This window comes from Streptomyces adustus (assembly GCF_009377175.1).
GTDB lineage: Bacteria > Actinomycetota > Actinomycetes > Streptomycetales > Streptomycetaceae > Streptomyces > Streptomyces adustus.
The window spans coordinates 1-18,103 of sequence record NZ_VJZD01000103.1 but is presented as its reverse complement, the minus strand read 5'-3'; the positions used below and the strand labels follow the sequence as shown (position 1 = coordinate 18,103).

Sequence of the window (18,103 nt, the reverse complement as noted above, 5' to 3'; positions counted from 1 at the left end):
ATCTACATGGCCATACGGAAGCACTCTGCGGTGAGGCTGGGCTCCATCACAGCCGGCCTGACGCTCGCCACCGCCGCCTTGACGCTGGCCGCGCGCCATGGGCGGCTCGAGGAGGCTCGCCTGCACGTGAAGAGACTCGAACTCGAGGAATTGAACTCTCGGCGGGCGGCCCTGGCGCATCAACAGCGCATGCACTGGGAGTTGCTGTCCATGGCCATCCGCGATTCCTCACTGGCCTCGGTGATCGACACCTACGACAAGAGCATTCCCGCGGAGAAGCGGCGCCAGTTCCTCTACGCCAACGCCTGGTACGTCAACCTCTTCCATCTCTACCGATCGGGAATCCTCGACCAGGAGGAACTGTTCGGACGGCTGCGCGAGATCTTTCAGAGCCCGGTGCTGCGGGAGTACTGGGAGGCGTCGAAGGAGCAGCGCGCGTCCCTGAAGGAGTCGTCCGACGAGGCCTGGATCGGTCGCATGGTCGACGGCCTCATCAAGGATCTGGACGAAGCCGACACGGACGAGTGGTGGGTGGTGGGCAACCCCCCGACGGACTGACTCGCCGGGTGTGTTTTCGCTTTGTGGACGCATACGCCTCATGAAGCCCAGTAGCGTGCTGCTCACCACTCTGCCGAAAACCTCTGTAAGGACCGATATCCCTTGAAGATCGTGCGTCGCATCGGTGTGCCTCCGAGCGCCCGTGGCAGTTCCTCAGGATCCACCTGCCCGGACGTGTTCGAACTGAGTGACGGCAATTTCGCCGTCATCGGCACCGAGGCCACCGAGGCGCTGGACGGCGAGCTCCCCAGCGACGCCGCCCGCGCAGACTACGAACGCATCGTCATCGTGAGCCGGGAGACCCTGATCCGCGCCAAGGCGGACATTCCCGACGCCTGACGTTCCTTCACGAGTACGCGTCCGCGTCCGCGTCGACCCGTCCCGTCACCCCCGGCTGCACGCAACCGTTGAGCGAGCCGGGACCGATCCGGCGAGCAGCCCGGCACCCCGTCACCGCTCGTTCAGTCACCGATGAGGCCTGGCGCCAGAACGGCACCAGGCCACACGCGCCCCTCAGGCCGCGTCCGGCACCTTCACCGGCGCTCCCGGCCCCACATACCGCGCCACCGGGCGGATGATCTTCGAGTCCTCCGCCTGTTCCAGGATGTTCGCGCTCCAGCCCACCACGCGCCCCGCCGCGAAGGTAGGCGTGAACATCGACCGCGGCAGACCGCAGAGCTCCATGACCACACCCGCGTAGAACTCGACGTTGGTGTGCAGTTCGCGCCCCGGCTTGAGTTCGGCGAGGATCGCCTCCACCCGGCGCTCGACCTCGACGGCGAAATCCACCCGCGGGCCGCCGAACTCCAGCGCGATCTCCCGCAACATCCGGGAGCGGGGGTCCTCCGTGCGGTAGACGGCGTGACCGAAGCCCATGATGCGTTCGCCCGCGAGAACCCGCTCACGGATCCAGGGGTCGATCCGCTCGGGCGTGCCGATCGCGTCCAGGGTGTCCAGGGCACGGCTGGGAGCACCGCCGTGCAACGGCCCCGACAGCGCGCCCACGGCGCCGACCAGACAGGCCGCCACGTCCGCCCCCGTCGACGCGATGACGCGCGCGGTGAAGGTTGACGCATTGAAGCCGTGATCAATGGTCGAGATCAGGTATTGCTCGACCGCACGGGCCTTGCGCGGGTCGGGCTCGACGCCGGTCAGCATGTACAGGTAGTTCGCCGCGTACGACAGGTCCGCGCGGGGTTCCACCGGGGCGAGCCCCGACCGCAGCCGGTGCAGCGCGGTGAGCAGTGTCGGTACGGCCGCGGCGGCCACGACGGTGTCCTCCCGGCGCCGGGCGGCGTCGATGTCGTACACGGGACGAAACCCCTGGGCCGCACCGAGCAGGGACAGGGCCGTGCGCATACCGGCGAGCGGGCCGGAGTCGCCGCCGGCCGCGGCGATGGCCGGCAGCGCCGCGCGCACGCCGTCGGGCAGCCGGCGCAGTTCGGCGGTCCTGGCGGCGAAGGCGGCGCTCTGTTCGGCGTCCGGCAGTCCGCCGTGGACCAGGAGGTGCCAGACGTCCTCGAAGCCGCGGGTCTGCGCGAGCTCGACGGCCGAGTACTGGCGGTAGTGGTAGAAGCCCTCGACCCCCCGGACGTCACCGATCTCGGTGTCGGTGACGACGACGCCCGCGAGTCCCCGCGGCACGTCGACACGAGTGGCCGCGGCCCTGTTGACGGACATGTTTGCCTCCCTGGAGTTGATTGGACTGTCCATGGTTGACTATTTATCTGTCAATATTGATTAGATCAATATATCCAGGGGCCGCTAACGTGACCTTCATGCGCGATCAAGAGCCCGACGCAGGTCACCCGGGGCGGCGGCTGAGCACCAAGGAGGCCGCCGAGCTGCTCGGCGTGAAGCCCGAGACCGTGTACGCGTACGTGAGCCGCGGCCAGCTCGGCAGCCGGCGCGTACCCGGCGGCCGCGGCAGCACCTTCGACGCCAACGAGGTCGAGGCGCTCGCCCGGCGCAACAGGCGGGAGAGCGGCGGGACTTCCGGCAGCGGCTCGGAGCTGTCCGTACGCACCCGCATTACGCTCATCGAGAAGGACCGGTACTACTTCCGCGGCGTCGACGCCGTCGAGCTGGCCGCACGGCACTCCTACGAGGAGATCGCCGAGTGGCTGTGGACGGGACGGCTGCGCCCCGGCGTCGCGTTCACCGCTCCCGAGGCATCCGTCGCCGTCGCCCGGCACGCGGTCGCCGCGCTGCCCGAACACACCGGGCCCACCGACCGGTTGCGGGTCGCCGCGATCGCCGCCGCGGTCGCCGACCCGCTGCGCTTCGACCTGACCGAGGACGCCGTGCTCGGCACCGCGCGCATCCTCGTCCCCACTCTCGTCGCGGCGCTGCCGCCGATGCGGCCCACCCGCCACGACACGGGCCCGCTGGCCCACCGGCTCTGGCCGCGGCTGACCGGCCGGGACGCCGACGAGGCGTCACTGCGGGTCCTGGACACGGCACTCGGCCTGCTCGTCGACCACGACCTGGCCGCCTCCACGCTCGCGGTGCGCGTCGCGGCGTCGGCCCGGGCCCATCCCTACGCGGCCGTCTCCGCCGGTCTCGGCGTCCTCGAAGGTCCCCTGCACGGCGCCGCCAGCGGACTCGCCCACCGTCTGCTGCTGGAGGTGCTCGACCAGGGGGACGCGGCGCCCGTGATCGCGGAGGAGCTGCGGGCCGGCCGCCGCGTCCCCGGTCTCGGCCACCGTCTCTACCCCGGCGAGGACCCGCGCGCGCGTGCTCTGTTCACCCTTCTGGAGGACATCCCTCGGGCCGCGCCCGCCCTCGCGGCCGCCCACGACATCGTGGCCACCACCGCCCGCCACACCCCGCTGCACGCCAACGTGGACCTCGCCCTGGCCGTGCTGACCGTGTCCTGCGGGATGCCGGCCTCGGCGGGCGAGACGATCTTCGCCGTCGCCCGTACGGCGGGCTGGATCGCCCACGCCCTGGAGGAGTACGGGGAGCGTCCGCTGCGGATGCGGCCGAGCGGCCACTACGTGGGGCCGCGGCCGCCGCAGCCCCTCCCGGAGTAGCGACGACGGCCGGTCCGGCCACGCCCGTGGCCGGACCGGGACCTGGTCACGCGGACGGACAGAGACCCGGGCGAGGTCGCCTCGGGCTCGGCCGGAAGCCACCGCACATCAAGTCAGGTTAGGCTCACCTCTGTGAGTACGTGTGCGACCGTCTCGGGGGACCTCGACGAGCCCGTTTCCGGAACCGCGGCCACGGCACGGACATGGCTCCTGCTGGAACAGCCGGGTCCATGGGGCGTCAAGGCGCTCACTTCGAGCCACCTGGATCCGGTGCTGGGCCGCGCCCTTGAGGCGGCGGCCGACGGCACGGGCGTACGCGTCGCGCTCATCCGCCGCCCTGGCCCGCACGCCGACTTCGGCACGCCGCTCGTCCGGAGGGTCTACGCGGCCCACACCACGCCCGGGAACGTGTGGCTGCACAGCGCCACGACCACCGCCCCGGAACGCCTGCTCGACCTGGACTTCGCCGCCCTCGGCCAGGGCGACCACCGGACCTTCGCGGCCGCGCTGGGCGGCCGGCCCCACACCGGGGACCCCCTCGCGCTCGTGTGCACCAACGGCAAGCGCGACCGCTGCTGCGCGCTGCTCGGCCGCCCGCTCGCGGCGGAGCTCGCCGCCCGCGCGGTGGAGGGCGTCTGGGAGGTCACCCATCTGGGTGGTCATCGCTTTTCGCCCACGGTGCTCGTCCTGCCGCACGGTTACGCGTACGGACGGACCGACGCCCGGACCGTCGTGGAGGTCCTCCAGGGCGTCCAGGAGGGGCGGATCGTGACCCGGGGGTGCCGCGGGAGCTCCGCCTGGGAGCGGCCCGGCCAGGCGGCCGAGCTGGCCGTGCGCGCCTCGGTGGGCGAGGACGCGGCGGGCGTGCTGAGCGTCGTACGGACCGACGGTGCGGCGCCACGCTGGGAGGTGACCGTCGCCCACGCCGACGGCCGTCACTGGCGGGTCGTCGTGGCCCAGGGCGCCTGTCTGCCGCCCCGCCCCGAAAGCTGTGGGGCCTCGCTCCTGGGCACACCGGCCCGGATGGACGTGGTGGCGGTGCGCGAGCTGACGACGGCCGCGCTGGCGGGCTGACCTCCCCTCCCCGGACGGACGGCGGCCGCACCGACGGAGTGCCCCCTTCCCGGACGGCCGACGGCTGCGCTGGCCGACCGACCTCCCCACCCGGACGGACGTCGGCCGAGGCAGCCACGCCCCTCCCCTGCCGCACAACCCACGCCTACACGTACGGTCGGGGCCATGAGCCCCACTTCACCCGTACGCCGCCTGCGCCTGGGACTGCCCCGGCGGGTGTTCTCGCAGATCCTGCTGATGCAGGTGGCGATCGCCGCGGGGGTCGCGGTCCTGGCGACCGGTCTGTTCCTGGCGCCGCTCGGCCACCAGCTCGACGCCGAAGCGATGCGACGCGCGCTCGCGATCGCGCAGAGCACCGCCGCTCAGCCGCAGATCGCCGAGGACCTGGAGAGCACACCGGCCACGGTCGACGGGCCGGTGCAGCGGGAGGCGGAGCGGATCAGGAAGGCCAGCAGGGCCGAGTACGTCGTGGTGATGAACATGGACGGCACGCGCTGGTCGCACCGGGACCCCGCGCAGGTGGGCCGCCCGGTCTCGACCGACCCCCGCCGGGCCCTGGCCGGGCATGAGGTGATGGAGATCGACAGCGGCACCCTGGGGCGCTCGGCGCGCGGCAAGGTGCCCCTGCGCGACAGCCACGGCGAGATCATCGGGGCGGTGTCGGTCGGCATCGAGTACAACAGCGTCCGGACCCGGCTGCTCCACGAGATCCCGGGCCTGCTGGCCTACGCGGGCAGCGCGCTCGCCGTCGGCGCGCTGGCCGCCTGGCTGATCTCCCGGCGCGTCCAGCGGCAGACCCGCGACCTGGCCTTCTCGGACATCTCCGCGCTGCTGGCGGAACGCGAGGCGATGCTGCACGGCATACGCGAGGGTGTCGTCGCCCTGGACCGCGCCGGCCGCATACGCCTCCTCAACGACGAGGCGCAACGTCTGCTGGACCTCGGCGAGGAGGTCGTCGGCGAGTCTCCCGACGAGGCGCTCGGCGAGGGTCGTACGGCGGACGTACTGGCCGGCCGGGTGACCGGCACCGATCTGCTCACCGTCCGCGGTCAGCGCGTCCTGGTCGCCAACCGCATGCCGACCGACGACGGGGGCGCCGTGGCCACCCTGCGCGACCGCACCGAGCTGGAACAGCTCGGCCGGGAGCTGGACTCCACCCGCGGCCTCATCGACGCGCTGCGCGCCCAGGACCACGAGCACGCCAACCGGTTGCACACCCTGCTCGGACTGCTGGAGCTGGAGATGTTCGACGACGCGGTGGAGTTCATCGGAGAGGTGGTCGGCGACCACCGCGTGACGGCGGAACAGGTCACCGAGAAGATCCAGGACCCGCTGCTGGCGGCCCTGCTGGTCGGCAAGGCGACCGTGGCGGCCGAGCGCGCCGTCGCCCTGTGGGTCTCGGACCGCACCTGGCTGCCGGACCGGCTGGTCGATCCCAGGGGCCTGGTGACGGTCGTCGGCAACCTGGTGGACAACGCGCTCGACGCGGTCGGGGGCACACCGCACGCACGCGTGGAGGTCGAATTGCACGCCGAGGGCCGTACCGCCGTACTGCGGGTGAGGGACACCGGCCCCGGGATCCCGGCGGAGCGACGGGAGCTGGTCTTCGCCGAGGGCTGGTCCACGAAGCAGCCTCCCCCGCACGGTCAGCGCGGCATCGGACTTCCCCTGGTGCGCAGGCTCGCCGAGCGGCAGGGCGGGACGGTGACGGTGAGCGACGCGGACGGCGGGGGTGCGGAGTTCACGGTGGTCCTGCCGGAGGCGCTGGCCGAGGCGGAGCTGGATCCCGCCCGCCACGCGTCGACGCCGAGCACGGCGTGGACGGAGGCGGACGCCGTGAGCCGCCCGGAACACCGTGAGGTGGGGGCGGCTCACGCCTGAGGCGCCACGGGACCGTGGGGGGCGGGGCCGGGACCGCGCCGCCCCCCGTGCGTGTGAATCAGCCGGTCGCCTTCTTGACGAACTCCGTGGTGTACGTCTTGTCCAGGTCGACGTCGGCGTTCTGGATGGTGGGGTTGAACGCCTTGAGCACCTTCTCGACGGTCTCGGGGCCGCCCTCGGGCATCACCCCGTCGACGGTGAACATCGGCAGCGTGCTCTTGATGGCTTCCGCGTAGAGCGTCTTGTTGCCCTGGGAGTAGTCGGCGGGCATCTTGTCGGCGATCTCGGTGGCGCTGTGGGTGGACATCCACTTGAGCGTCTTGACGAATGCATTGGCCAGCTTCTGGACGGTGGCCTTGTGCCCGTTCACCCAGTCCGTCTGCATGTACAGACTGGACGACGGGTACGGGCCGCCCAGCGCCTCCTGCGAGCCCTCGGGCGTCCGCATGTCGAGGAGGACCCGGCCCGCCTTCTTGTCCAGGATCGTGGCGACGGTCGGGTCGGTCGTCATGCCGCCGTCTATGGCGCCCTGCTGGAGAGCCGAGATGAACGTGGGCCCCGCGCCCACCGCGACCGGGGTGAACTCGCTGATCTTCACCCCGTTCTTGACCGCGAGGTACTTGGTGAGGAAGTCGGTCGAGGATCCGAGGCCGGTGACGCCGAGCTTCTTGCCCTTGAAGTCCTTGGGCGAGGTGATGTCGCCGGCGGCCTTGGTGGAGACGACCTCCACCTCTCCGGGCGCATGCGAGAACTGCACGACCGACTCCACGGCCTTGCCCTTCACCTGAAGGTCGAGCGTGTGGTCGTAGAAGCCGACCGCCCCCTGGACCTGGCCGGAGACGAGGGCCGTCTCGGCCTGGACGCCCGCGGGCTCGCTCAGCAGCTCCACGTCGAGGCCCTCGGCGTCGAAGAAGCCGAGCCGCTGGGTCAGCACCGCCGGCATGTAGATGACCTTGTCCAGGCCACCGACCATGATCTTGACCTTCTCGCCCTTTCCGCCGCCCTTGGCGCCGGAGCCGGAGGAGGCGGTACCGGCCGCGTCGTTGGCACAGGCGGTGAGGGAGGAGAGGGCGAGCAGTCCGGCGGCTGCCAGGGTGGTGTATCTGGCGGTCTTGCGCATGGCGGTTCACGTCCTTGTGAGATGGCGGTGCGAGACAGACGGGAAGGAGAAGTACGGGAGGGAGAGCTTCCGAAGAGGGCTCAGTCGCCGGAGCCCGACGGCTTCCACCGGAAGATGCGGCGCTCGGCGAAGGTCAGCAGCCCCTCGGCGACGAGCGCGACGACGGCGAGGATGACCATCGCGGCGTACACACCGGCCGCGTTGAAGGTCCCCTGGGACTGCGCGACGAGCAGGCCGATGCCCTTGGTCGCGCCGATGTACTCGCCGACGATGGCGCCGATGAGGGCGAAGCCGAAGCTGACGTGGAGGCTGGTGAAGATCCACGAAGTGGCGGACGGGATGACCACCTGAAGGGTCACCCTGCGGTCGCTGGCGCCGAGGATCCTGGCGTTGGCCACCAGGTTGCGGTCGACCTCACGGGCGCCCTGGAAGGCGTTGAAGAACACCGGGAAGAACACCAGGACGACCGCGGACGCGACCTTGGACGCGGGACCGAGCCCGAACCAGATCACGAAGATCGGAGCAAGGACGATCCTGGGTATGGAGTTGAGCACCTTGATGTATGGCCCAAGGACATCGGCGAGGAAGGCGATCCGGCCCAGGGCGATACCGCACACGACACCGCCGATCACACCGATGATCCAGCCGAGCAGCGCCTCGTAGAGCGTGTACCAGATCTGCTCGCCCAGGGAGCCGAGCGCGGTCCCGTGGGTCAGCCAGGTGTAGATCTGGTCCCAGATCTTCGAAGGCATCGAGAAGTTGAACGGATCGATCACGTTGGCCCGGGAGAGGACCTCCCACAGACCGAGGACGGCGATCAGCAGCAGCGCGCGGGACGCCAGGACGACGATGCGGCGTCTGCGCGCGGCGCGGGCCCGTGAGTGCGCGCGTCCCCGCTGGTCCGTCTCTTTTCCGGCCGGGACGACGACGGTCTCGGGCATGACCTCAGGCGACATTCGCGGCGCCCCTCTCGCGAGTGATGCGGACCTCTTCGCCGAGCGACTCCCAGATCTCGCGGTAGATCTCGATGAACCGCGGCTCCAGCCGCACCGCCTCGACCTTGCGCGGCCGCGGCAGGTCGATGTCGAAGATCTGCTTGACGGTGGCGGGCCCGGCCGTCATGACGACGACCTTGTCGGCCAGGGCGATGGACTCCTCCAGGTCGTGGGTGACGAAGACGACAGAGGCGCCGGTGCCCTCCCACAGCTCCAGCAGCTCGTCCGACATCAGGGCCCTGGTCTGCACGTCGAGCGCCGAGAACGGCTCGTCCATCAGCAGGATCTCGGGGTCGTTGACGAAGGTCGCGGCGAGGGCGACACGCTTGCGCTGACCGCCGGAGAGCTGGTGCGGGTAGCGGTCCTCGAAGGCGGCGAGGCCCACCCGGGCCAGCCATTCACGGGCCTTCTCCCGGGCCTCCGCCTTGGGCACGCCGCGGAAGAGCGGGCCGGCCATCACATTGGACAGGACCGTGCGCCAGGGGAAGGTGGCGTCCTGCTGGAAGACGAAACCGACCTTGCCGCCTACGCCGCGCACCGGCTCCCCCGAGACCAGCACCTCACCCTCGGTGGGCTCTTCCAGGCCGCTGACCAGCGTCAACGTGGTGGACTTGCCGCAGCCCGTGGGGCCGACGACCGCCACGAACTCGCCGCGCCCGACCGTGAGGTCAAGCTCTCTGACAGCGGTGTGCAGACCCCCCGACGGGGTCTTGAAGATCTTGCTCGCGCCCCGTAGTTCGATGGAGGGGCTGGTGTCTGGGCTCATGGCCGAGGACCGTAGATCCGGCCGGTGCCCCGGCAGCAGTCTTCTGCGCGCTGGCCGATGTTTTGCTCGCAGGAGCCTGTTGTGCTCTTTTTGATCGCGCTACAAAAGCGGAGCCGAAACATGGGCGTAACGCCCGCTGGCCTTGAGGAAGAGAGGGCCAATGATTGACGTCATGGTCGTGGACGACGACTTCCGTGTTGCCGAGATCAACGCCAGGTACGTGGGAAAGGTTCCCGGATTCCGGGTGGCCGCCCGCGCGCACAGCGCTGCCCAGGCGCTGGCCACCGTCGAGCAGGGCTGTATCGACCTGGTGCTGCTCGACCACTACCTCCCCGACCGGACGGGCCTGCAACTCGTCCACCGCATGAGGGAGCAGGGGCACGGCACCGACGTCATCATGATCACGGCGGCCGGCGATGTGGCGACCGTGCAGGCCGCTATGCGCCTGGGCGCCCTGCACTACCTGGTGAAACCATTCACCTTCGCCGCGCTGCGCACCCGTCTCGACTCCTACGCGGCCCTGCGCCGCACCGTCGACCGCGTCGGCGGCCGCGGCATCGCGGGCCAGGAGCAGGTCGACCGGATCTTCGGTGCGCTGCGCACCGCGCCGGGGCCGACGGCGCCGGGGCTGCCGAGCGGGCACTCGGAGCCGACCACCGACCTGATCTGCACCGTGCTGCACCGCGCGGAGCATCCCCTGTCCGCCCACGAGGTCGCCGCCGAGACCGGCCTGAGCCGCTCCACCGCCCAGCGCTACCTCCGCCATCTGGAACAGGCCGGACGCCTGCGCCTCAGCCTCAGATACGGCGACACCGGCCGCCCGGAGCACCGCTACGCCTGGGTGGCGCCGTAGGCGCACGTCGGCAGCGACAGCGCAGCAGCGGCGGCGACGGGACGGCCGGAGCTGCGCTACACGGCCCCCGCTCCCGTCAGCGACCGCACCTCGATCTCCGCGTGTTTGGCCTCGTCCGGTGGCTCGGCCGAGGTGACGGTACCGAGCCAGCCCGCGACGAAGCCCAGTGGAATCGAGACGAGCCCGGGGTTCTGGAGCGGGAAGTACTGGAAGTCGACGTCCGGGAACAGCGACTCCGGGCTGCCCGACACCACCGGCGACAGCACGACGAGAGCCAGCGCCGGAACCAGCCCGCCGTACACGGCCCACACGGCGCCACGCGTGGTGAAGCCGCGCCAGAACAGCGAGTAGAGCAGCACCGGCAGGTTCGCGGACGCGGCGACGGCGAAGGCGAGTCCCACGAGGAACGCGACGTTGAGATCACGGGCCAGCAGTCCGAGCCCGATCGCCAGCGCTCCGATGCCGACCGCGGCGGTCCGCGCCACGGCCACCTCGCTGTACGGTTCCGCCCGTCGACGGCGCAGCGACGCGTAGAGGTCGTGGGCGACGGAGGCCGAGGACGCGAGGGTGATCCCGGCGACCACCGCGAGGATGGTGGCGAAGGCGATCGCGGCCACGATCGCGAACAGGACCGTGCCCCAGGTGGAGTCCGTGCCGCCGCCCAGGTCGAGTGCCAGCAGCGGAACCGCCGTGTTGCCGGCCGCGTTCGACGTCCGCACCGCTTCCGGCCCCACGATCGCGGCCGCCCCGAACCCGAGGACGATCGTCATCAGATAGAAGCCGCCGATGAGCCCGATCGACCACACGACCGAACGCCGTGCCGCCCGCGCGGTGGGCACGGTGTAGAAGCGGGACAGGATGTGGGGCAGTCCTGCCGTGCCCAGCACCAGTGCCAGCCCCAGGCTGATGAAGTCGAGACGGGCGGTCCAGTCGCCGCCGTACTTCAGTCCCGGCGCCAGGAACGCGGACCCGTGGCCGCTGCGCTCGGCCGCGGTGAGCAGCAGTTGGTCGAAGTCGCCGTGGAACCGCATCAGGACGAGAACGGTCAGCACGACGGTCCCCCCGAGCAGCAGCACCGCCTTGACGATCTGGATCCACGTGGTGGCCCGCATGCCGCCCAGCGACACATAGATCACCATGAGCGCACCGACACCGATCACGGTCCACGCCTGCGCCGCCGCACCCGTCCGTCCGAGCAGCAGAGCGACCAGGCTGCCCGCGCCCACCATCTGCGCCACCAGGTAGAGAACCGACACGGTGACCGAGGAGGTTCCCGACGCGATCCGCACCGGACGTTCCTTCATCCGGGCCGCGACCACATCGGCCAGCGTGAACCGGCCGCAGTTGCGGACCAGTTCCGCGACGAGGAACAGCACGAGCAGCCAGGCCACGAGGAAGCCCACCGAATACAGCAGGCCGTCGTAGCCGAACAGCGCGATCAGACCGGAGATGCCGAGGAAGGACGCGGCCGACATGTAGTCGCCCGCGATGGCGAAGCCGTTCTCCATGGGCGAGAAGAGGCGGCCGCCCGCGTAGAACTCCTCCGCGGAACCGTGCCGGTTGCGGCTCACCCAGGTGGTGATCCCCAGTGTCACGGCGATGACCACGCTGAACAGCAGCAGTGCCAAAGTTTGGTGATCACCCGTCACGACCTACCGCCCCCGAGTCCCCGTGTCAGTTCCTGGGTGTCCCAACGCAGTTCGAGCGCGGCCCGGTCCCTGCGCAGCCGCGCGTGTCGGGCGTAGGCCCAGGTGAGCAGGAACGTGGTGAGGAACTGGCCGAGCCCGGCGAGCATCGCCACGTTCACGGCACCCGCCACCGGCTGCGCCATGAATCCCGGCGCCGTCGTCGCGGTCACCACGTACGCCACGTACCAGGCGAAGAAGGCGGCGACGGCCGGCACCACGAACCTCCGGTACCGACTGCGTACCTCCTGGAAGGCGGCGCTGCGCTGTACCTCCAGGTAGACGTCGGCCATGGCCCGCGCCCCGTCCTCCCGTTCCTGCCGTGCCTGTGGAACGGAACCCGCCGGCAGGCGCCCGGCGTCCGACTCGCCCCAGCCGGAGGCGAGCTCGTCGTACCAGGGGTCGTCGTACGGCAGGACGGTCGGCGCTCCGGCGTGGTCCGGGGCAATCCGTTCGTGGTTCTCGTCGGGACTCTCGGGACCGCCCTCGCCGCCGCGCGGGTGCCCGTTGCTTGACTGCATACCCAAGCATGGACAGAACGGGAAGATCCCCGACTCTCCTTCCCCCTGCTCTTCACCCCATCAGGTGACTCAACCCGCTGGTGGGCGAGCCAGTCCCTTCGCAAACGCATAGCGCACAGCCTGTGCACGGTCCTTGATCCCGGTCTTGGCGAACAGGTTGTTGATATGGGTCTTCACGGTCGCCGTGGAGACGTGCAGTCTGCGGGCGATCTCCTGGTTGCTGAGCCCTTCGGCGATCAGCGCCAGTACGTCGGTCTCCCGCGCGGTGAGCCCGTCGGGCGCGTCGGCGGGCGCCGCCGGAGCCGCTTCGGGCTCGGACAGCCGCTCCAGCAGCCGCCGTTGGATGCTCGGCGCCAGTCCCGCGTCACCGGACAGCACGCTGTGCACGGCCCGTACGATCTCTTCGCCTCCGGCGTCCTTGGTGAGGTAACCGCGCGCCCCTGCCCGCAGGGCCGGGAACAGCGAGTCGTCGTCCGCGTAGGTCGTGAGCACCACCACGTGCGTCCGGGGGTACTCCGAGCGGATCCGCCGCGTCGCCTCCACCCCGTCGCAGCGGGGCATGCGCAGGTCCATCAGCACCACGTCCGGCGCGAGTTCGGCCACCAGACGCACCGCCTCGTCCCCGTCGCCCGCGGAGCCGACGACCTCGACCCCGGGCAGCAGCCCCAACAGCATCACGATGCCCTCCCGCACGACGGTCTGGTCGTCGACGACCACGACCCGCGCAGGCTTCGGCGCTGCTTCCTCCGTCATGTCGGCACCTTCAGCGTCACCACGAACCCCTCCTCGCCGGGACCGGCCCGGAGCGAACCGCCGAGCAGTTCGGCGCGCTCCCGCATGCCCAGCAGACCGTACCCGCCTCCCGCCTCGGAGAGTTCGCCCGGCGAGCCACCCGAGTCCCTTACGTCCAGCGTCACTTCGTGTGCCCGGTAGTCGAGCCGGACCCGGACCTCGGCGCCCGGGGCATGCTTGCGAGCGTTGGTGAGGGCTTCCTGGGCGACCCTGCGCACCGCCTGGGACGCCTCGGCAGGCAGCGGTCTGCGCTCACCCGTTATGGTGACCTCCGCTCCGTCGGCCGCTCGGACGAGCTCCGCCAGATAGTCCTCCAGTGGCGTCATCTCCCCGCGCAGCGCGGACAGCGCCTGCCGGGTCTCGGCGAGCCCGTCGCGGGCCATTCCCCGGGCCGCGACGACCCGTTCGAGGATCCGGTCCCGGTCGGCCCCCCGCTCGATCAGCAGCCTGGCCGCCTCCAGGTGCACGAGCTGCGCCGAGAGACTGTGGGCCAGCACGTCGTGGATCTCCCTCGCGATGCGGGTCCGCTCCGCCAGCGCCGCGGATTCCGCCTCGGCGGCCCGTGCCGCGCGCTCCTGGGCGAGCAGCCGCTGGGCGCTGCCCCGGGCCTCGGCGTCCAGTCGCAGGACGTAGCCGGCGAGGGCCATGCCGGTGACGGTTGCGGCAGTCGTCAGCCAGACGTCGTTGTTCACGGCGGCGAACGAGGCGAGGGCGACGGAGGCGATGGGCAGCGCTGCCCCCAGGGGCATCCGCTCCAGCGCGGAGATCGCGCAGCCGCACCACAGGACGAGGGCCGGCCCGTCGAAGCCCGCGGACTGGGCCAGCACCGCCATCCCGAGCAGCGGGACGGCCAGGACGAGCGACGGCACCAGCCGGTGCTGGAGAGTGGTCCGCCAGAATCCCCAGGCGAGCGCTCCGGTCACGGCGATCCCTGCGACGGCGAGCACGATGCCCCAGCCGTGCACGTGCTTGCTGTTGAACACGCTCCACAGCAGCATCCCGAGGACCAGGACGCGGATGCCCCAGGACATCAGGCGCCTCGGCCGTGAGAGGCCGTTGCGGCCGAGCGCCTCCGGGGACGGCCAGCGCGTCCAGGCATTGCGCGTCATACCCGCTCCTTCCGCAGGGACAGGGGCGTGCCGTCACCACACATCGCGGACCGGGCGTCCGCCGAGGCCACGGTCCGCGCCCGCAGGACCAGGATGCCGGAGCGGACCAGCAGGGTGGCCGCGAGGCCGAGCATCAGGGCCGAACTGCCCTGGTGCACTCCGAGCGCGAGGCCGAGTCCGAGAAGGCCCGCGCGCAGACCGATGCCGACGATCCAGACGGCCACGCCGGCCTTGGTGCCCTTGCTCCACACAGCGCCGTCGGGCTCCGCCCATATCCGGGTGGTCCAGGCCCAGCCGGCCCCCACGGCCAGTCCGATGAGGAGCTCGACGCCCAGCAGCAGCACCGACGTCGTGCGGTGGTGAACGTCGAGCATGTCCGGCTCCCGCAGCGCCACCACGGCCAGAATCACAGGCAGCAGCCACCAGCGCCGGTCGGCGTCGACCTGACGTGCGCGGAACTGTCGTACGACCACCCAGACGACCGCGGCGACGATCACCAACGCGTTGACCAGCCCGGACATCACAGCCTCCGTGAGCGGAAGGGGAGACCGACAGCGAGTGCCGTCGACGCCTTCGACGCTACGGAAATCCGCGAAGCGGCAGATCGGAGCCAGGGTGGATCATGGGTGGATCCCACAGGCCCGCCGTTTCCACCCGGGGGTGGAGACGGCCTCGACGACAATGCGGCCCGAGCCCACCGGCGGCGGCCGCCCGCATCTGCCGGAGCCCGCTCCGATGGACAGGAGCGGGCTCGGATCGAGTCGGCCGGATCCGATTCCGAATCACGATCCGGGCCGGCGCAGGGCTGGACCCGGCCCTGCTCCGGCCCGGTCCAGTCCGGCGCCGCGGCTACGCGTCGATGCGCGACCGGTCCAGCGTCGCCGCCGAGCTCGAGATGAACTCCTTGCGGGGTGCCACGTCGTTGCCCATCAGCAGATCGAAGACCTGCTCGGCGGATTCCAGGTCGGAGAGGTTGATGCGGCGGAGGGTGCGGTGGCGCGGGTCCATCGTCGTCTCGGCCAGCTGGTCGGCGTCCATCTCGCCCAGACCCTTGTAGCGCTGGATGGAGTCCTTGTAGCGGATGTTCTTGCTCTGGAACTCCATGAGCTTGTCGCGCAGCTCACGGTCCGAGTACGTGTAGACGTACTTGTCCTGGCCCCGCTTCGGCTGGGTCAGCTCGATCCGGTGCAGCGGGGGCACCGCGGCGAACACCCGGCCGGACTCGACCATGGGCCGCATGTAGCGGTGGAACAGGGTCAGCAGCAGGGTACGGATGTGGGAGCCGTCCACATCGGCGTCGGTCATCATGATGATCTTGCCGTAGCGCGCCGCCTCGATGTCGAAGGTCCGGCCGGATCCGGCTCCTATGACCTGGATGATCGCACCGCACTCGGCGTTCTTGAGCATGTCCGTCACAGACGACTTCTGGACGTTGAGGATCTTGCCTCGGATCGGCAGCAGCGCCTGGAACTCGGAGTTCCGGGCGAGCTTGGCGGTGCCGAGCGCGGAGTCTCCCTCGACGATGAACAGCTCGCTGCGGTCGACGTCGTCGCTCCGGCAGTCGGCCAGCTTGGCGGGCAGCGAGGAGGACTCCAGAGCCGTCTTGCGGCGCTGCGCGTCCTTGTGCTGCCGCGCCGCGATGCGCGTCCGGGCGGCGGCGACGGCCTTCTCCATGACCACCCGGGCCTGGGCCGCGTCGTCACGCTTCGTGGAGGTCAGGAACGCCTTGAGCTCCTTGGAGATCACGGTGTTCACGATGCGGCGGGCCGCCGAGGTGCCGAGGACCTCCTTGGTCTGTCCCTCGAACTGCGGTTCGGCGAGACGGACGGTGACGACGGCGGTCAGACCCTCCAGGGCGTCGTCCTTGACGATGTCGTCCTCTGCGACGCGCAGCAGCTTCTTGGCGCGCAGGACCTCGTTCATCGTCTTGGCGACGGCCTGCTCGAAGCCGGCGACGTGGGTGCCGCCCTTGGGAGTGGCGATGATGTTCACGAACGACTTGAGCGTCGTGTCGTAGCCGGTTCCCCAGCGCAGCGCGACGTCGACGCCGAGCTCCCGGGTGACCTCCGTCGGCGTCATCTGACCGTGGTCGTCGAGGACCGGAACGGTCTCCTTGAAGGTGCCCTGTCCGGTGAAGCGGAGGACGTCGCAGACGGCCTTGTCGGTGGCCAGGTACTCGCAGAACTCGCTGATGCCCCCGTCGAAACGGAAGGATTCCTCGCCCTTGCTGCCGCCCTCCCCGAGGCCGTACTCGTCGCGGACGACGATGGTCAGGCCGGGCACCAGGAACGCGGTCTGGCGGGCGCGCTGGTGGAGGTTCTCCAGGGAGAGCTTGGCGTCCTTGAGGAAGATCTGCCGGTCCGCCCAGTACCGCACGCGCGTGCCGGTACGCGTCTTGGCGATCCTCTTGGTCTTGCGCAGACCGCCCTGCTCGAACTTGGCGTCGGGGCCGTCGGCGGCGAAGCCGCCGGGGACACCGCGCCGGAAGCTGATCGCGTGGGTGTGCCCGTTGCGGTCCACCTCGACGTCCAGCCGCGCCGACAGGGCGTTCACCACGGAGGCGCCGACGCCGTGCAGACCACCGGAGGCGGCGTACGAGCCGCCGCCGAACTTGCCGCCCGCGTGCAGCTTGGTCATGACGACCTCGACGCCGGACAGGCCGGTCTTGGGCTCGACGTCGACCGGGATGCCGCGGCCGTTGTCCCGCACCTCCACCGAGCCGTCGTCGTGCAGGACGACCTCGATGTGGTCGCAGTAGCCGCCGAGAGCCTCGTCCACGGAGTTGTCGATGATCTCCCACAGGCAGTGCATCAGACCGCGACTGTCGGTGGACCCGATGTACATGCCCGGGCGCTTGCGTACGGCCTCGAGGCCCTCCAGGACGAGCAGGTGCCGCGCGGTGTAATTGGAGCCGTCCCGGTCTGCTCCTGCCAGCAGAGCTGTGGACGGCACGGACGTTTCGGCGGTCACGCGGTTCGCTCCTCGCTGAATTTCAAATGAGGCCCCTGTGGGTAAGGGCGCGGCTTGGGTTGCCGCCAAGAGGGTACCGAGGCCTGGTAGAGCCGTTGTAACGCCACCCTGCTTCCGAACTCACAGTAGTCCACGGTCGCATACACGTTCGATCCCTCGATGGAGTGAAGTACATATCACGTTCCCTTCGACGCATGAACCATTTAGGCTCCGGGCACGTCCTCATGAACAAACCGGCAACCCAGCCGGGAGGACCCGACCATGACCGAACGCGCGAAACCGTAAGCCGACAGACACGCGATACGGCACATTCGCCGCCAAACCGGCAGCAGCCTGCCACCTCGGAAGAATCTTTCGAGGAAAAGCCACGAGCGGGAACGTTTTGGGGCTGGTTGGATGTTGACCCTGGTACGACAGCTCGTCGAGCTAGAGAAGAGGCGACGTGACTACTGTTCTGACCCCCGCGAGCCCGCTGACGGCCGCTGATCGCTGCGACCGCTGCGGCGCCCAGGCATACCTGCGCGTCGTCCTGCTGAGCGGCGGAGAACTGCTCTTCTGCGCCCACCACGGTCGCAAGTTCGAGCCGGAACTCAAGAAGATCGCCGCTGAGATACAGGACGAGACGGAGCGGCTGACCTCCGTTCCCGAGTCCGCCGCCACCGAAGAGCGCTGACGCTCCGGACCGACGACGAGCCAGCTCCGGCGCAGGCCGGCGCACGGGCGGCCGCCCCTGTACTCCAGGGG

The 18,103-nt window shown here is 70.4% G+C and carries 17 protein-coding genes; 7 read left to right on the top strand and 10 right to left on the bottom strand.

The genetic code is table 11. The features are described from left to right. The first annotated feature begins 6 nt into the window (after window positions 1-6). The gene (locus FNH09_RS24075) at window positions 7-558 is read left to right on the top strand and encodes a DUF6082 family protein (protein WP_152891417.1); all 552 of its coding nucleotides are present in this window, start codon (window positions 7-9) and stop codon (window positions 556-558) included. Window positions 559-660: 102 nt separating this feature from the next. Then, a complete protein-coding gene (locus FNH09_RS24070; protein ID WP_152891415.1) occupies window positions 661-897 on the top strand; it encodes a hypothetical protein in 237 nt (78 codons plus the stop codon). A gap of 174 nt (window positions 898-1,071) precedes the next feature. On the opposite strand, the gene FNH09_RS24065 is transcribed toward FNH09_RS24070, so the two are convergent. Continuing rightward, complete coding sequence (locus FNH09_RS24065) at window positions 1,072-2,238, bottom strand: citrate synthase/methylcitrate synthase (RefSeq protein ID WP_152891413.1); 1,167 nt, start codon at window positions 2,236-2,238, stop codon at window positions 1,072-1,074. Window positions 2,239-2,336: 98 nt separating this feature from the next. On the opposite strand from FNH09_RS24065, the gene FNH09_RS24060 reads away from it, so the two are divergent. The 3 genes from FNH09_RS24060 to FNH09_RS24050 all read left to right on the top strand — a co-directional run bounded on the left by FNH09_RS24060 (window position 2,337) and on the right by FNH09_RS24050 (window position 6,548). After that, complete coding sequence (locus FNH09_RS24060; protein WP_152891411.1) at window positions 2,337-3,593, top strand: citrate synthase family protein; 1,257 nt, start codon at window positions 2,337-2,339, stop codon at window positions 3,591-3,593. Between the two features lie 132 nt (window positions 3,594-3,725). Beyond that, window positions 3,726-4,667, top strand: a complete 942-nt coding sequence (locus FNH09_RS24055) for a sucrase ferredoxin (protein WP_162469009.1) — start codon at window positions 3,726-3,728, stop codon at window positions 4,665-4,667. Window positions 4,668-4,832: 165 nt separating this feature from the next. Beyond that, window positions 4,833-6,548: an ATP-binding protein gene (locus FNH09_RS24050; RefSeq protein ID WP_152891407.1), complete on the top strand. Its 1,716-nt coding sequence runs from the start codon at window positions 4,833-4,835 to the stop codon at window positions 6,546-6,548. Between the two features lie 58 nt (window positions 6,549-6,606). Here the strand turns inward: FNH09_RS24050 and FNH09_RS24045 are convergent, their stop codons facing one another. From FNH09_RS24045 to FNH09_RS24035, 3 genes are all read right to left on the bottom strand, one after another. After that, complete coding sequence (locus FNH09_RS24045) at window positions 6,607-7,668, bottom strand: ABC transporter substrate-binding protein (RefSeq protein ID WP_152891405.1); 1,062 nt, start codon at window positions 7,666-7,668, stop codon at window positions 6,607-6,609. Between the two features lie 80 nt (window positions 7,669-7,748). After that, window positions 7,749-8,624, bottom strand: coding sequence for an ABC transporter permease (locus FNH09_RS24040; RefSeq protein WP_152891403.1), 876 nt, complete (start codon window positions 8,622-8,624; stop codon window positions 7,749-7,751). Next, window positions 8,614-9,429, bottom strand: coding sequence for an ABC transporter ATP-binding protein (locus FNH09_RS24035; RefSeq protein WP_152891401.1), 816 nt, complete (start codon window positions 9,427-9,429; stop codon window positions 8,614-8,616). Before FNH09_RS24035 ends, FNH09_RS24040 begins: the two co-directional genes overlap by 11 nt. Before the next feature lie 160 nt (window positions 9,430-9,589). On the opposite strand from FNH09_RS24035, the gene FNH09_RS24030 reads away from it, so the two are divergent. After that, window positions 9,590-10,282, top strand: a complete 693-nt coding sequence (locus FNH09_RS24030; RefSeq protein ID WP_152891399.1) for a response regulator — start codon at window positions 9,590-9,592, stop codon at window positions 10,280-10,282. 56 nt (window positions 10,283-10,338) lie between these two features. On the opposite strand, the gene FNH09_RS24025 is transcribed toward FNH09_RS24030, so the two are convergent. The 6 genes from FNH09_RS24025 to FNH09_RS24000 form a co-directional block, all read right to left on the bottom strand. Then, entirely contained in the window at window positions 10,339-11,931 is a 1,593-nt protein-coding gene (locus tag FNH09_RS24025) for a sodium:solute symporter family transporter (protein WP_162469008.1), read from the bottom strand. Beyond that, window positions 11,928-12,488 (bottom strand): DUF485 domain-containing protein, encoded by a 561-nt coding sequence (locus FNH09_RS24020; RefSeq protein WP_152891395.1) that lies wholly within the window; start codon window positions 12,486-12,488, stop codon window positions 11,928-11,930. Before FNH09_RS24020 ends, FNH09_RS24025 begins: the two co-directional genes overlap by 4 nt. 69 nt (window positions 12,489-12,557) lie before the next feature. Next, window positions 12,558-13,241 carry a response regulator gene (locus FNH09_RS24015; protein ID WP_152891392.1) on the bottom strand — a complete coding sequence of 228 codons (684 nt, stop codon included), beginning with the start codon at window positions 13,239-13,241 and terminating at the stop codon, window positions 12,558-12,560. After that, window positions 13,238-14,389 (bottom strand): sensor histidine kinase, encoded by a 1,152-nt coding sequence (locus tag FNH09_RS24010; RefSeq protein ID WP_152891390.1) that lies wholly within the window; start codon window positions 14,387-14,389, stop codon window positions 13,238-13,240. Before FNH09_RS24010 ends, FNH09_RS24015 begins: the two co-directional genes overlap by 4 nt. Then, complete coding sequence (locus tag FNH09_RS24005) at window positions 14,386-14,910, bottom strand: DUF1453 family protein (RefSeq protein WP_152891388.1); 525 nt, start codon at window positions 14,908-14,910, stop codon at window positions 14,386-14,388. The genes FNH09_RS24010 and FNH09_RS24005 overlap by 4 nt, the downstream gene beginning before the upstream one ends. Window positions 14,911-15,238: 328 nt before the next feature. Beyond that, the gene (locus tag FNH09_RS24000; RefSeq protein WP_162469007.1) at window positions 15,239-17,359 is read right to left on the bottom strand and encodes a DNA gyrase subunit B; all 2,121 of its coding nucleotides are present in this window, start codon (window positions 17,357-17,359) and stop codon (window positions 15,239-15,241) included. A 442-nt stretch (window positions 17,360-17,801) separates the two neighbouring features. Between FNH09_RS24000 and FNH09_RS23995 the strand changes: the two genes are divergently transcribed. After that, window positions 17,802-18,032, top strand: coding sequence for a DUF7455 domain-containing protein (locus tag FNH09_RS23995; RefSeq protein WP_162469006.1), 231 nt, complete (start codon window positions 17,802-17,804; stop codon window positions 18,030-18,032). Window positions 18,033-18,103: the final 71 nt, after the last annotated feature.

Excerpts from the sequence above, each read along its gene's own strand:
- FNH09_RS24050 (WP_152891407.1), top strand. The coding sequence starts at position 4,833 with ATGAGCCCCACTTCACCCGTACGCCGCCTGCGCCTGGGACTGCCCCGG.
- FNH09_RS24075 (WP_152891417.1), top strand. The coding sequence starts at position 7 with ATGGCCATACGGAAGCACTCTGCGGTGAGGCTGGGCTCCATCACAGCC.
- FNH09_RS24005 (WP_152891388.1), bottom strand. The coding sequence starts at position 14,910 with ATGTCCGGGCTGGTCAACGCGTTGGTGATCGTCGCCGCGGTCGTCTGG.
- FNH09_RS24045 (WP_152891405.1), bottom strand. The coding sequence starts at position 7,668 with ATGCGCAAGACCGCCAGATACACCACCCTGGCAGCCGCCGGACTGCTC.
- FNH09_RS24030 (WP_152891399.1), top strand. The coding sequence starts at position 9,590 with ATGATTGACGTCATGGTCGTGGACGACGACTTCCGTGTTGCCGAGATC.
- FNH09_RS24035 (WP_152891401.1), bottom strand. The coding sequence starts at position 9,429 with ATGAGCCCAGACACCAGCCCCTCCATCGAACTACGGGGCGCGAGCAAG.
- FNH09_RS24060 (WP_152891411.1), top strand. The coding sequence starts at position 2,337 with ATGCGCGATCAAGAGCCCGACGCAGGTCACCCGGGGCGGCGGCTGAGC.
- FNH09_RS24010 (WP_152891390.1), bottom strand. The coding sequence starts at position 14,389 with ATGACGCGCAATGCCTGGACGCGCTGGCCGTCCCCGGAGGCGCTCGGC.
- FNH09_RS24015 (WP_152891392.1), bottom strand. The coding sequence starts at position 13,241 with ATGACGGAGGAAGCAGCGCCGAAGCCTGCGCGGGTCGTGGTCGTCGAC.
- FNH09_RS24040 (WP_152891403.1), bottom strand. The coding sequence starts at position 8,624 with ATGTCGCCTGAGGTCATGCCCGAGACCGTCGTCGTCCCGGCCGGAAAA.
- FNH09_RS24020 (WP_152891395.1), bottom strand. The coding sequence starts at position 12,488 with ATGCAGTCAAGCAACGGGCACCCGCGCGGCGGCGAGGGCGGTCCCGAG.
- FNH09_RS24065 (WP_152891413.1), bottom strand. The coding sequence starts at position 2,238 with ATGTCCGTCAACAGGGCCGCGGCCACTCGTGTCGACGTGCCGCGGGGA.